Raw genomic sequence first — 13,382 nt, 5'->3', positions numbered from 1 at the left:
ACATCCCGAGGGGCACCACCCCGACCCTGGACGACGTCGAACTCGACGAGCGGTTCGATCAGGTGCTGCAACTGCGCCGGGAAACCGTGGGGTTGCTCGGCCGATGACTCCCTCCGATGAGGTGTCGTTGCTCGGGCTCGGCCCGATGGGCGAACCGATGGCCGTCAACTTGGTCCGCGAACTGGGCTCGCTCACCGTGTGGAACCGGACGCCCGAACGCGCTGAGCGGGTCGTCTCGCTCGGTGCCAGGCAAGCCACGTCGCCCGCCGAGGCTGCCGCCGACGTCGTGCTCACCGTGCTGCCGGACCTGCCGCAGGTCGAGGCGCTGCTCCCGGGTCCGGACGGGCTGCTCGCCGGGTGGCGCGCCCACGGCGTCGAACGCCCGGTGCTGGTCGTGCACGGCACCGTGTCCCCGGTCGCGTTGCGCGAGTTCGCCGCCCGCCTCGCCGCCGAGCACGGCGTGCGGGTCGTGGACGCACCGATGAGCGGCGGCGTTCCCGGGGCCGAACGCGGCGCCCTCAGCCTGATGGTCGGCGGCGATCAAGCCATCGTCGACTCCCTGCGCCCGGTTTTCGACGCCGTGGCGCGGACAGCGGTGCGGATGGGCGAGGCCGGCTCCGGTCAAATCGCCAAGGCGTGCAACCAGATCGTGGTCGCGGGAACCATCGCCGCGCTCTGCGAGGCGCTCGCCCTGGCAGAACTGCACGGCTTGTCCCGGGCCGACCTGGTGACCGCGCTGGGCGACGGCCTTGCCGGGTCGGAGGTGCTGCGGCAGAAGTCCGAGCGATGGCTGACCGCGGACTACAGCGGTGGCGGCAGCGCCCGCAACCAGCTCAAGGACCTCATCTTCGCCCGCGATGCGGCGAATGACGTCGGAGCGCCCTCCGACGTCGTCGACCTGGTTCGCTCCCAGTTCGACCAGATGGTCCGCGCCGGCGACGGCGACCTCGACCACTCCGGTCTGCTCCGGACGATCACTCGCCCCTGAGCCTGTCAGGACGCTGGGACCTCCCCGGGAGCGGGCGGGCGCGCCTGCTGCGACCCGTGACCGGATTTCAGTGGAATCCGGTCACGATTTCCGCTGGAATCCGGTCGGCGGGGTGCAGACGCGGGTGGGTCAGGGGGTGTAGAAGTCGGGGCGTTCGGCGAGGTCCACTTCTGCTCTGGTGGCGGTGGTTTGGGCTTGGACCCCTGCTTCGCAGGCGGCTGCTGCGGCGTAGCCGTCCCAGGTGGAGGCCGCGGTGGGGTCGGTGCGGCCCTGGTGGGCGGCGTCGGCCCAGCGCTGGAACTCCCGGTCGAAGGCAGCGCCGAAGCGGTCCCGGAAGTCGTCGCTGATCGTGCCGCCCCAGTTGCCGGAGCGGTGCACGAGCGGGCCGCCGTCGGCGCCGATGAGAGTGTGCAGCGTTACGGGACGATCATGACCGAAACACTGAACCTGTGACTGACGAGACGGATAACAAGCAGGATTTGACGCGGCAGCTGCCGGAGTAGCACGAGGCGATCCCACCGAAGAGCCCGCGCCAACCAGGCGCGGGCTCAACTCGGACCCCGGTTGCGGGTCCTTCTACTTTGCGGCTCAGGACAGCTTCAGGAGTCCAGCGCCCACGAGGGATGCGGCGAGCTCGAGTGATGAACGACCCGCCGGTTCGACGCTTCCCCACTACCGACGGCGCGGTATCACCGTGCGTTCGGCCTGCCGCCGAGCGCCGCCTCGTAGCCTGCCGCGGCGCGCAGCAGCACGTCTTCCCGCCACGGCGCGGCCGCCAGGTGCAGCCCGACTGGCATACCGGACTCCGGGTGCCGTCCACACGGGACGCTCATAGAAGGACCGCCGTACATCGCCCACACGTAGGTGAACCGGGCGAGGTCGCGAGTGGACGCCGCCAGGTCGACGGCGTCCGCGCGGGGCACGTCGACCGGGATGGTCGGGCACACGACGACGTCGACGCGGCTGAACACCTCGCTCGCGCGCGCCTGGAAATCCCGCCGCCAGCGGCGGGCGCGCTGGGTGACGTCCTCCGGCGTGCCGGCGCCGATCCGCAGCCGGCGCAACACGTCCGCGTCGATCGAGCACGGATCGGCCCGCATGCGCTCCGCGTGCACGCCCGCCGCCTCCGGGTACATGATCTCGAGCATCCGCTCCTGCGCCGACTCCGCACCCGCGACCGTGACCGGCGTCGCCGTGGCACCGTGCCGGGCCATCAGCTCCGTCGCGGTCGCGACCACCCGCCGCACACCCGGTTCGACGCCGTCCGCGAGGAATCCCCCGGCGACCCCCACCCGCAGGCCGTCGAGCCCGGCGCCGAGCAGCGCGTCGACCGGTGTCCGCTCACCGGGCACCGCGGTGGGGTCGTCGGGATCGAACCGGTCCAGCGCGGCAAGGACCCGCGCGACCGTCCGGACGTCGCCCGCGATCGGCGTGACCGTGTCGAACGACGGGCTCACCGGAAACACCCCGCGGTTGGACACCCGCCCCACTGTCGGGCGCAACCCGACGGCCCCGTTGACCGAGGCGGGGATCCGGCCCGATCCGCCGGTGTCCGTGCCGAGCGCGGCCTCGACCAGCTCCGCCGCCACCGCGACCCCCGAACCGCTGCTGGACCCGCCCGCGATCCGGTGCCCGTCCCGCGCGTTGCGGCAGTCGCCGAACACCGCGTTGCGTCCGGTGGCGCCCATGGCGAACTCCGCCATGTTGTTCTTGCCCAACACGACGGCACCGGCGTCGTCGAGCAGCCGGGTGACCGTGGCGTCCCGCGCGGCCGGGACGCCACCGTGGTGCGCCGAGCCCGCGGTGCTGCGGACACCGGCCACGTCGATGTTGTCCTTGAGCGACACGGTCAGACCGTGCAGGCTCCCCCGCCGCGCGGCTGGCGTCGCGTCCCGTTCGTCGGCCTGCCGCCGCGCGCGGTCGGCGAGCACCGCGATGAACGCGCGCAGATCCCGATCGCGTTCCCGCGTGCGCGCCAGGTACCGCTCGACTCGTTCCCGGACCGGACCCACCTGGTCTCCTTTCCCTGCCGAAAAACCGGGTCCGCCGGGACGCCGGGGTACCGGCCGCCCCGGCGGACCCGCGATCACGCCGCCTGCCGCGACGCGCGCGCCCTGGCGGTCGCGTCCTCGTCCACGGTCATCGTCGATTCGTCGATCACCACGCCGTAGTGGCGCTCGGCATCGGCGACGGTGACGAAGTCGTCGAGCACGTCCTCCAGCACGAGCGGGGGTTCCCGCAGCAGCGGATCGCCGTACCCGCCACCGGAGGGCATCCGGATCTCCAGCGTGTCGCCTGCCGCGCAACGCTCCTGCGTGACCTTCGAGTACAGCGTTTCCTCCCGCTCGGTACCCACGTTGCGGGTGAACGCACCGGGCAGACCGTCGTGTCCGCCCGCGAGCCCCTTCGGCGGGTCGTTGCGGTTGTCCGCCTCGGACCCGATGAAGGTGTCGGTGAGCATCCGCCACGTGCGGACGCTGCCGATACCACCCCGGTACTGGCCGGGTGCGGGCGGTTCGTCGCGCAGTTCGTAGCGTTCGGCGATCATCGAGCGGTTGAGCTCGAGCTCCTCGATCGGGTTGTTGCGGGTGTTGGCCATCAGGGTGTCGACGCAGTCCAGGCCGTCCTTGCCGTTGCGCGCCCCGTAGGAACCCTCGTTGATCTCGATGTACACCCAGTACGACTGGCCGTCCTCGGCGAGACCCGAGTAGGCGATGGCGCACAGCGCGGCCGAGGACCCCGCCACCGCACGGTCGGGCAGAACATCGGCCAGCGCGATGTTGATCGAGTCGAACATCCGGTTGATCTGCGAGAACCGCGCGAAGCACGACGCCGGAAAATCCGGGTTGAACAGCGTGCCTTCCGGGGCGTAGGCCTTGGCGGGGCGGAAGCAGCCGTCGTTCTGCGGCACGTACTCCTCGGTCAGCGCCTCGTCGAGCAGCAACGTGCGCACCGCGGAGGCCACCGTGGGCAGCACCGAACCCTCGAACGGCACGTTGAACGCCGTCGGCACCTGCCCGTGCGAGCCGGTGAGGTCGACGACGACGTCGTCGCCGGTCACCTTGACCTTCACCGCGACCGCCAGCGGGACCTCGCGGTTCTTGCCGTCGTCGTCCAGGTAGGACAGCGGCGCCTCGTACTCGCCGTCCGGGATCTCGCGCACCCGGCGGCGCAACATCTCCTCGGAGTAGTCCATCCACTTCTCGGCGGCCGACATCACCACGTCGACGCCGTAGCGCTCCAGCAGCTCGACGAACCGCCGCTCGCCCAGCCGCGCGCACGCGATCAGCGCCTCGAGGTCTCCCGCGTTCTGCTCGGGGGTGCGCACGTTGTCCAGGATGTGCTGGATCAGCGCGTCGTTGCGCACGCCGGCGTCGTAGATCTTCGCCGCGTCCATCAGCTTGCCCTCGGCCCAGACGTCCACGACGTCCATGCACAGACCGGGGAAGTTGCCGCCGATGTCGGACACGTGGCCGGTGCAGCCCGCGAACCCGACGTGGCGCCCCCCGAAGAAGATCGGGATCACGATGCCGTAATCCGGGGAGTGGGCGGCACCGTGGTAGGGGTGGTTGTGCAGGATGACGTCGCCCGGCTGGTAGGTGCCGGACAGCCTGCGGTCGATGCCGCGGATGTAGGCCGGGATGGATCCGCAGTGCATCGGCGTCGAGTCCGATTCGCACAATTCACGGCCGTTGACGTCGAAGATGCCCGCACCGAGGTCCTCGGACTCCCGGATCAGGCTGGAGTACGCCATCCGGTAGAGGATCTGCGCCATCTCCTTGGCGATGGAGTCGAGCGCACCGCCGATCACCCGCAGCGTGATGGGGTCGACGTCGACGCGGACGAAGTCGTCCGGGGCGACGCCCGCGAGGGTCTCGCCCGCCGGGTTCAATGCCGTCACCGCTGACCTCCCTGGCTGTTGTCACTGGTCTCGATGATGATGTGGCCGACGCGGTCGACGGTCGCGCGCTGCCCCGGCCCGATGATGGTGGTCGAGTCGAACTGCTCGACGATCGCGGGACCGTCGATCACGTTGCCCGCCTTCAAGCGGTCCCGGTCGTAGACGTTCGTGGTGAACTCCGCGGGCTGGTTGCCCTCGTCCCAGAACAACGTCTGCGTCGTCGTCCTCACCGCGGCGGAAGCGTCGGGGCCACTCGCTTCGACCTCGGCGAGCGGAACGTGCCCCACCTTGCCGACCGCGGCCACGCGCACGTTGACGAAGTGCACCGGCTTGTCGTCGAACCGCTGCAGGTAGGTGCGCTCGTGCACCTGGTGGAACGCTTCGGCGGCACGCGCCACCCAGTCGGCGTCGACCGGGCCGTCGGGCGCGGGCACGCGCAGCTCGTAGCCTTGGCCGATGTAACGGCAGTCGAGACTGCGTTCGATGACGACGTCGTCGGCCGACAGCCCGTCCGCGGTGACTTGCTCGATGACCTGGGTCGACAGCCGGTCGATCTCGGCGGCGATGCGGTTGGTGTCCGGGTCCGCGGAGGAAGTCCACACCGTGGCGGGCACCTCGACCTTGATGTCGGTGGACAGCAGGCCCATGGCCGAGGCGATGCCGGGGTGGGCGGGCACGATCACCCGGGGGACGTTGAGCTGCTGCGCGATGTGCCACGCGTAGAGCGGCCCCGCGCCGCCTTCGGCGACGAGTGAGAAGTCGCGCGGGTCGTAGCCCTTGCGCACCGAGTGCAGGCTGATGGCCTCCGTCATGGCGTGCGCCAGGATCTGGAAGATTCCGATCGCGGCATGCTGCACGCTGGTGCTCAGCTTGGCGGCCACGTGCTCCTCGATCGCCTTGGTGGCCAGGTCGGGTTCCACGCGCATGTTCCCGGACAGGAAGCTGTCCTCGCGCAGCCACCCCATGGTCACCATGGCGTCGGTGCTCGTGGGTTCGGTGCCGCCGCGCGCGTAGCAGGCGGGGCCGGGCACCGCGCCCGCGCTGCGCGGGCCGACCCGGAACATGCCGCCTTCGTCGATGAAGGCGATGGATCCGCCGCCGGCGCCGATGGTGTCCACCTCGGCCATCGGCACCATCGCGTGGTAGTCGCCGATGCGGGTGTCGAGCAGGTGCTTCATCCGCAGCTTGCCGTCGGCCGCCACACCGATGTCGGCCGAGGTGCCGCCGACATCGAGGGTGATGACGCTTTCGTAGCCGGAGGCCTTGCCGATCGCGCACCCTCCGAGCAGGCCTGCCACCACGCCGCTGGTCAGCAGCGACACCGGGTGCTCCACCGCGCGGCGCGAAGTGATCAGCCCGCCCGCCGACGTCATGAGCCGCACGTCGCCGCGCACACCCGACTCGCGGGCGGTGTCGACGAGGTTGGTGACGTAGCCGGACACCTTCGGCCCGACGAACGCGTTCAGCGCCGTGGTGGAGAACCGCTCGTACTCGCGGTACTGCGGGGCGACCTCACTGGACAGCGAGATGAAGACACCGGGGTACTCCTCCTCGACGATGCGCTTGACCGCCTGCTCGTGCACCGGGTTGCGGTAGGCGTGCAGGAAGCACACCGCGATCGCCCGCACCCCGTTGGCCTTGAGCACGCGGACCTGCTCGCGCACGCCGTCCTCGTCCAGCGGCGTCAGGATCTCGCCGGCCGCGTTGATCCGCTCCCGCACCACCCGCCGGTTGCGGCGCCGCACCAGCTGCCACTTCTGCCACGGCAGGTCCTGGTACGACGAGTAGTTCAGGGGGCGCTTCTTGCGGGCGATGTGGAGGATGTCGCGGAAGCCCTCGGTGGTGATCAAGCCGACGTCGGAGCCGTTGTGCTCCAGGACGATGTTGGTCGCGACGGTCGTGCCGTGCAGGAACTGGTCGAGGGCCTCGACGGACACGCCGACGCGCTCGGCCAGCTCTCCGACACCCGCGACGGTGGCCACGGACGGGTCCTGCGGTGTGGACGGGATCTTGTGCACCGCGATGGTGCCGTCCTCGTCCCAGTACATGAGGTCGGTGAACGTGCCACCGACATCGACTCCGATGCGTTTCATCTGGTTGGTCCTCCAAGTGACCCTGCTAGTCCATCACTGATCCGGCGTCCGGAGCGGCCAGCGCCAGCACGCGGCGCGCACGCCGCACCACCGCGGCGTCGACCATGCGCCCGGACACGACCGCCACACCGCTTCCCTTCCGCTCCGCGTCCTGCGCCGCGGCCAGCACCGCGCGCGCCCGCTCCACGTCGTCCGCACCCGGCCGCACTGCGTCGTGCGTCCACTCCACCTGGCGCGGATGGATGCACATCCGTCCGGCGAAACCCATCCGCTGCAGCGCCCGCGTCGACGCCGTGAACGCCTCCCGGTCGTCGAACGCCGCCGTGACCGGGGCGGGCGGCGGCACCAGGCCGCACCCCGCCGCGGCCGCCACCGCTCCCGAGCGCGCCCAGGCGAGCGGCTGCGGGTCGTCCTCGAAGCCGCTCACCCCGAGGTCGGCGGCCAGGTCGTACTCGCCGAGCGTGACCGTCGCCACACCCGGCACGGCGGCGATCTCGGGCAGCCGCCACAGGGCCGCGGCGGTCTCCACGAGCGGCAGCACGGGGACGCGCAACCGCCCGGCCAGCGCCGTCACCGTGACGAGGTCGGCTTTCGGGAGCACCACGCCCGCGATCCCGAGCCCGGCGATCGCGTCCAGATCGGCGTCCACGAGATCCTGCTCGTTGTTCACCCGCACCCAGACCCGGCGCGCCCGTGCCGGGTCCGCCGCGAGCCACTCCGCGACGGTCGCGCGTGCGCGCTCCTTGGCGTCGGTGGCCACCGCGTCCTCCAGATCGGCGACCGCGACGTCGGCCACGTCCACCGCCCGGGTGAGGCGGTCCGGGCGGTCGGCCGGGCAGAACAGCCAGCTGCGCGCGATCACCAGCCGACCCTGCCCTTGTCCCCGATGAGCGACCGGGCGATCACCGTCCGCATGACGTCGCTCGTGCCCTCGCCGATCGTCATCAGGATCGAATCGCGGTAGAGGCGTTCGATCTCGAACTCCGCCGAGTAGCTGTACCCGCCGTGCACCCGCATCGAGTCCTGCGCCGCCTGCAGCGCCACCTCGGAGGCGAACAGCTTGGCCATCCCCGTCTGCAGGTCCGAGCGCTTGCCCCGGTCCAGCGCATCGGCCGACCAGTAGGTGAGCAGCCGCGCCGCCTGCAGCTGCGTGGCCATCTCGGCGAGGCGGATCTGGATCGCCTGGAACTCGGCGATCGGCTTGCCGAAGGCGCGCCGGTCGCGCGCGTAGTGCAGTGCCTCGTCGTAGGCGCGCTGCGCGATGCCGAGGCTGCGGCCTGCGATGTTGAGCCTGCCCACCTCCAGCGCCGACAGCACCTGCTGCATTCCGCGCCCCTCGACGCCGCCGAGGAGGTTCGCCGCGGGAACGCGGACGTCGTCGAAGACCACCTCGCAGGACTCGGTGCCCTTGTAGCCCAGCTTGGGGATGTCCTTGGTGACGGTGAAGCCCGGGGTGCCTGCCTCGATCAGCAGCACGCTCATCCCCTTGTGCGCGGGGGTGGCGCTGCGGTCGGTCTTGACCAGCACGGGCAACGGGTCGGCGTACCGGGCGTTGGTGATCCACATCTTCGTGCCGTTGACGACGTAGTGGTCGCCGTCGCGGGTCGCGGTGGTGCGGATGCCCTGCAGATCGGTGCCCGCGTCCGGCTCGGTCAGCGCGATACCGGTGCGCCGGGCCCCAGTGGCGAGGTCGGGCAGGTACCGGCGCTTCTGCTCCTCGGTGCCGTGCCGCGCGAGCATCCAGCAGGACAGCGAGTGGCTGCCGAGGATGCCCGCGATGCCCATCCAGCCGCGCGCGATCTCCTCGAACATCAGGGTGAACGACACGAAGTCCGCCGCCACTCCCCCGTACTCCTCCGGGATCATCAGGCCGAACAGACCCAGCTGTTTCATCTGGCCGACGATCTCGGTCGGGTACCGGCCGCTGTGTTCCCATTCCCGCGCGACCGGAACGATCTCGCCGTCGACGAAGTCGCGCAGCATCGACCGGAACTGTTCCTGGTCGCCGCTCAGTGTGAAGTCCACCGCGTCTACTCCCGCTCTCCGAACGCGCCGGCCCGTGCCAGCGCGTCGATCTCGCCTGCGTCCATGTCCAGGAGCTGCTCGAGCACCTCACGGGTGTGCTCACCCAGCGACGGGGCGCGCCGGTGGTCGCTGCGCGGCGCACCGGCGCGGGCGGCGGAGGCCACCTGGCGCACGGTGCCGAACCGCGGGTGCTCGGTGCTGATCAGCAGCCCGCGCGCGGCGGCGTGCTCGTCGGCCAGCGCCTCGGGCACCGAGTTGATCGGCGCGCACGGCACCCCGGCGGCTTCCAGGCAGTCCAGCCACTCCGCCGTGGTCCGCTCGGCCAGCTCCACCTCCAGCAGCCGCACGCACTCCGCGGAGTTCTCGTAGCGGGCGGCGGGGGTGGCGAACCGTTCGCTGCGCGCCCACTCCGGCGAGCCGAGCGCGTCCACGAGCCGTTCCCAGAACTTCTGCTTGGCGCAGCCGATGACGATCCAGGAGTCCTTCGTGGGGAAGTTCTGGAACGGCACCAGGCTCGGGTGGGCGGAGTGGTGCGTGCGCCGGGGCTCGAACCCCTCGTTCAGATGCCACGTCGCCAGGTAGGTCAGCATGCCGATGGCGGTGTCGTAGAGGCTGACGTCGCAGTCCATGCCGACGCCGTCCCGCCGCGCGGCGTGGATGCCCGCCAGCAGCGACGTCGCGGCCACGATGCCGCCGGAGTAGTCCACCATGGACAGACCGGACTTGGTGGGCGGCCCGTCCGGCTCGCCGGTCACCGACATCCAGCCCGCGAGGCCCTGCAACATGTAGTCGTAGCCGGGCCGGTCCTGCCGCGGACCGGTCATGCCGTAGCCGGACAGCGAGCAGCACACGATCGCGCGGTTGAGGTGCTTGAGGTCGTCGTACCGGATGCGCATCTTCGCCGGGACGTCGCCGCGCAGGTTCGAGTACACCGCGTCGCTCACCGACACCAGCCGCTCGAACGTGCGGCGCCCGGACTCACTGGACAGGTCGAGGACGATGGAGCGCTTGTTGCGGTTGAACGCCTCGAAGAACAGCGAGTCGCCGTCCTGCGCGTAGGGCGGGGTGTGCCTGCCGACGTCGCCGCCGAAGCGCGGGTCCTCGATCTTGATGATCTCCGCGCCCAGGTCGGCGAGGTGCAGGGTGCCGAACGGGCCGGCACCGTACTGCTCCACCGCGAGCACCCGGACGTCGGAAAGGGGCAGCCGCTCAGTCATGGGTTCCCTGTTCCGCGGGCAGCGTCATCGGGCCGTTCTTCGCCTCCGGGAAGGAGTCGATCACCGTGGCGTGGGCGCGCTTGTAGATCAGCACCGTGCGGTCGAACGACACGCACTCGTCGCCGTCGGCGTTGAGCATCCGCGAGCGGACGCTGACCAGGCCCGCGTACGGCCGCGACGCCGATTCCCGCTTGTTCGTGCAGATCGACTCGGCGTACACCGTGTCGCCGACGAAGACGGGGTGCGTCAGCTGCACGTCGGTCAGCGACAGGTTCGCGATCGCGCGCTGGCTGATGTCGGTGACGCTCTGCCCGATCAGCATGGCGATCGTGAGCCCGGAGTTGACCAGGACGCGCCCGAACGGGGTCCGTCCGGCGTAGTTCGCGTCGAAGTGCGCCGGGTGGGTGTTCATCGTGAGCAACGTGAACCAGGTGTTGTCGGCCTCGCTGATCGTCCGGCCCAGGGGGTGGCGGTAGACGTCCCCGACCACGAAGTCCTCGTAGTAGCGCCCTTGCCAGCCGTCGTGCACAGCCACGCGGCGACCTCCTGTCGTGTTGCGTTGGGGGGGGTTCCCCGGACCGGCTCGGGTCCGGGCTTGGCGGGCAGTATGCGTGACGCAGACCGCAGTGCGCAATACATCAGACGTTTTCCGTGTGAACCTCGCTCGTGCGGCTAGACTCCGGTGTGCTTCGGTTGCGTTCCGTTGCGCACGACGCCCGACATCGATGAACAGGACACCGCCGACATGACCGACGCCCCAGCTCCCGGCTCCGGACTCCGCGTCCGCCGCGTGCGCGCCGCCTACCGGCAGGTCGCCGACCAGCTCAGGGAGCAGATCCTGACCGGCACGCTGCCCTCGGGCACCCGGCTGCCCAGCGAGGCGGAACTCACCGGCCTGTTCGGGGTCAGCCGCAGCACCGTACGGGAGGCACTGCGGCTGCTGGCCAGCCAGCACCTGATCGACACCACCCGCGGTGTCACCGGCGGGAGTTTCGTGTCGAACCCGGACGCCGACAGCATCGCCGACAACCTGGGTGGCACCCTCGGGCTGCTGGTGAACACCAGGTCGATGACGGTGTCGGACCTGCTCGAGGCGCGGCTGATCCTGGAACCGTCGGCGGCCCGGCTGGCCACCGAGCGGGCCGACGCCGAGGCGCTGGACATGCTGCGGGCCACCGCGGCCAGCACCTCGACGCTGGAGCCGGACCGCGGCTTCGTCGTGCACTGGGACTTCCACACCACGCTCGTGTCGGCCACCGGCAACCCGCTGCTGCAGCTGATGTGCCGCCCGATCAACGAGGTGCTGCACAGCAGGCTGGACCGGGACCGGATCAGCCGCGCGGAGTGGGAGCGGGTCGACCGCGATCACGTGGACATCTACGAAGCGGTGACCAGCGGGGACGCCGAGGCCGCCGAGCGGCTCACCCGCGAGCACCTGCACAGCCTGCGACCGCTCTACGAGCAGATGGAGGTGCGGCAGCCCGCGCCGCCGCGTCCTCCGTCGGACTGATTCCGCCAGGAAAAGTCCGATGTTTTCTTGCGGCGGTGCTCGACGGGCTGGCACACTCCTGCCCACGCCGCAGGGAAGGGAATCGCGTGGGATCGTCCAGCATCGCCGAGCGCATCGGGGAGTTCGCCGCCGCAGCGACCTTCGAGGACCTGCCGCGGGCCGTGGTCGACCACGCCCGCAACCTGGCGCTGGACTCGGTGGGGGTCGCGTTCTGCGCCGCGGGAGAACCGTTCGCCGAGCGCGCCCGCCGGGCGGTGTCCCGGTTCGGGCGGGGTGATCACCCCGTGCTGGGGTCGCCGGACCGGCTGTCGGCGCGCGACGCCGCACTGCTCAACGGGATCCTGGTCCACGGGCACGACTTCGACGACACGCACATCGGCTCGATCGTGCACGTGTCCGCCTCGGCGCTGCCCGCCGCGATCGCCGCGGCCGTCGAACATGACCGCACGACGCGCGAGCTCATGCTGGGCTACATCCTCGGTCTCGAGATCAGCGCCCGGGTCGGCCTGGCCGCGCACGGGGGTTTCCACCGCGCCGGTTTCCACCCCACCGGACTGGCCGGCGCGTTCGGCGCGGCGGTGGCGGCCGCCACGGTGTCCGGTTCGGACGCCGCCGGGATCGCGGGCGCGCAGCAGATCGTCGGTTCGATGGCGTCCGGCATCCTCGAGTTCCTGGAGGACGGTGCGTGGACCAAGCGCCTGCACCCGGGATGGGCGGCGGCATCGGCGCTCACCGCGGCCGGTTTCGCGGCCGCGGACTGGCCGGGGCCGCGCGCGGTGTACGAGGGGCGCTATGGACTGTTCGCGACGCACCTGCCCGGGCAGGAGTGCGACACCGAGACCATCGCGGCCGATCTCGGGCAGCGGTGGGAGATGCTCGGCACCGGTGTCAAGCCGTACCCGAGCTGCCACTTCACGCACAGCTTCGCCGATGCCGTGCTCGCGGTGCGCGAGCACGAAGGTCTCGAACCCGACCAGGTCACCGACATTCTGTGCCGCATCCACCCGACGGCCGCGGCCGCGGTGTGCGAGCCGCTGGAGGGCAAGCGCCGCCCGCGCGACCTGTACGACGCGAAGTTCAGCCTGCCCTACGTGGTGGGCGCGTGCCTGCAGCGCGGGCGCCTGACGCTGGCGGAGTTCACCGACGAGTCCCTGGCGGACACCGACATCCACGCCATCGCCGACCGGGTGCGGATCGCCGACGATCCGCGAAGCCGGTTCCCGGAAGCCTACTCCGCCCAGATCGATGTGACCCTCCGCGACGGACGCGTGCTGACCCACCGCGAGGACGTCAACCGCGGCCACCACGAACGACCGCTGACCCCGTCGGACATCGAGCAGAAGTACCTGGCGAACATGAGGCAGGTCACCGACGAACCGACGCTCGAACGTGTCCGCGCGGCCGTCGCCGACCTCGGCTCGAACCGCAGTGCACGGGAGTTCGCCGAGGCCTGCGCGGCGGGCGACTGAGCTCCAACCTGGCATACGGATGGACGTAGGCCGCGAGCAGTCCCGGCAGGGGCCGGTAACCGGAAACTGACGTGGCTCGCCGGGTGATAATCCGCTGTATCGCGGGTGGCGGGCGTGCTACACTGGAGCCACTACATCCCCCACGCCTATCCCTGGAAGCGCAAATTGGGGGATTTTCT

Annotated in this window: 11 protein-coding genes; 3 read left to right on the top strand and 8 right to left on the bottom strand. The window is 70.8% G+C overall.

Features of this window, described 5'->3' with window-relative positions:
* The first annotated feature begins 103 nt into the window (after nucleotides 1-103).
* Nucleotides 104-988, top strand: a complete 885-nt coding sequence (locus IF64_RS0124610) for an NAD(P)-dependent oxidoreductase (RefSeq protein ID WP_030534559.1) — start codon at nucleotides 104-106, stop codon at nucleotides 986-988.
* 129 nt (nucleotides 989-1,117) lie between these two features.
* On the opposite strand, the gene IF64_RS0124605 is transcribed toward IF64_RS0124610, so the two are convergent.
* The 8 genes from IF64_RS0124605 to IF64_RS0124565 form a co-directional block, all read right to left on the bottom strand.
* The gene (locus tag IF64_RS0124605) at nucleotides 1,118-1,366 is read right to left on the bottom strand and encodes a hypothetical protein (protein ID WP_030534558.1); all 249 of its coding nucleotides are present in this window, start codon (nucleotides 1,364-1,366) and stop codon (nucleotides 1,118-1,120) included.
* Between the two features lie 311 nt (nucleotides 1,367-1,677).
* The gene (locus tag IF64_RS0124595) at nucleotides 1,678-3,000 is read right to left on the bottom strand and encodes an amidase (RefSeq protein ID WP_051758138.1); all 1,323 of its coding nucleotides are present in this window, start codon (nucleotides 2,998-3,000) and stop codon (nucleotides 1,678-1,680) included.
* Between the two features lie 74 nt (nucleotides 3,001-3,074).
* On the bottom strand, nucleotides 3,075-4,889 hold the full coding sequence (locus IF64_RS0124590) for a hydantoinase B/oxoprolinase family protein (RefSeq protein ID WP_030534556.1): 1,815 nt from the start codon (nucleotides 4,887-4,889) through the stop codon (nucleotides 3,075-3,077).
* A complete protein-coding gene (locus IF64_RS0124585; RefSeq protein ID WP_030534555.1) occupies nucleotides 4,886-6,982 on the bottom strand; it encodes a hydantoinase/oxoprolinase family protein in 2,097 nt (698 codons plus the stop codon). The genes IF64_RS0124590 and IF64_RS0124585 overlap by 4 nt, the downstream gene beginning before the upstream one ends.
* A 25-nt stretch (nucleotides 6,983-7,007) precedes the next feature.
* On the bottom strand, nucleotides 7,008-7,844 hold the full coding sequence (locus IF64_RS0124580) for an HpcH/HpaI aldolase/citrate lyase family protein (protein ID WP_036877856.1): 837 nt from the start codon (nucleotides 7,842-7,844) through the stop codon (nucleotides 7,008-7,010).
* A complete protein-coding gene (locus IF64_RS0124575; RefSeq protein WP_030534553.1) occupies nucleotides 7,841-9,007 on the bottom strand; it encodes an acyl-CoA dehydrogenase family protein in 1,167 nt (388 codons plus the stop codon). Before IF64_RS0124575 ends, IF64_RS0124580 begins: the two co-directional genes overlap by 4 nt.
* A gap of 5 nt (nucleotides 9,008-9,012) precedes the next feature.
* The gene (locus IF64_RS0124570; protein WP_030534552.1) at nucleotides 9,013-10,224 is read right to left on the bottom strand and encodes a CaiB/BaiF CoA transferase family protein; all 1,212 of its coding nucleotides are present in this window, start codon (nucleotides 10,222-10,224) and stop codon (nucleotides 9,013-9,015) included.
* Entirely contained in the window at nucleotides 10,217-10,759 is a 543-nt protein-coding gene (locus IF64_RS0124565; protein WP_030534551.1) for a MaoC family dehydratase, read from the bottom strand. The genes IF64_RS0124570 and IF64_RS0124565 overlap by 8 nt, the downstream gene beginning before the upstream one ends.
* A gap of 210 nt (nucleotides 10,760-10,969) precedes the next feature.
* Between IF64_RS0124565 and IF64_RS0124560 the strand changes: the two genes are divergently transcribed.
* Complete coding sequence (locus IF64_RS0124560; RefSeq protein WP_030534550.1) at nucleotides 10,970-11,734, top strand: FadR/GntR family transcriptional regulator; 765 nt, start codon at nucleotides 10,970-10,972, stop codon at nucleotides 11,732-11,734.
* 86 nt (nucleotides 11,735-11,820) lie between these two features.
* Nucleotides 11,821-13,203 (top strand): MmgE/PrpD family protein, encoded by a 1,383-nt coding sequence (locus IF64_RS0124555; RefSeq protein WP_030534549.1) that lies wholly within the window; start codon nucleotides 11,821-11,823, stop codon nucleotides 13,201-13,203.
* Nucleotides 13,204-13,382: the final 179 nt, after the last annotated feature.

Source organism: Prauserella rugosa, assembly GCF_000719975.1.
GTDB classification, from domain to species: domain Bacteria; phylum Actinomycetota; class Actinomycetes; order Mycobacteriales; family Pseudonocardiaceae; genus Prauserella; species Prauserella rugosa.
Note: the sequence above shows the minus strand (reverse complement) of the source record. Positions and strands in the feature narration are given on the sequence as shown.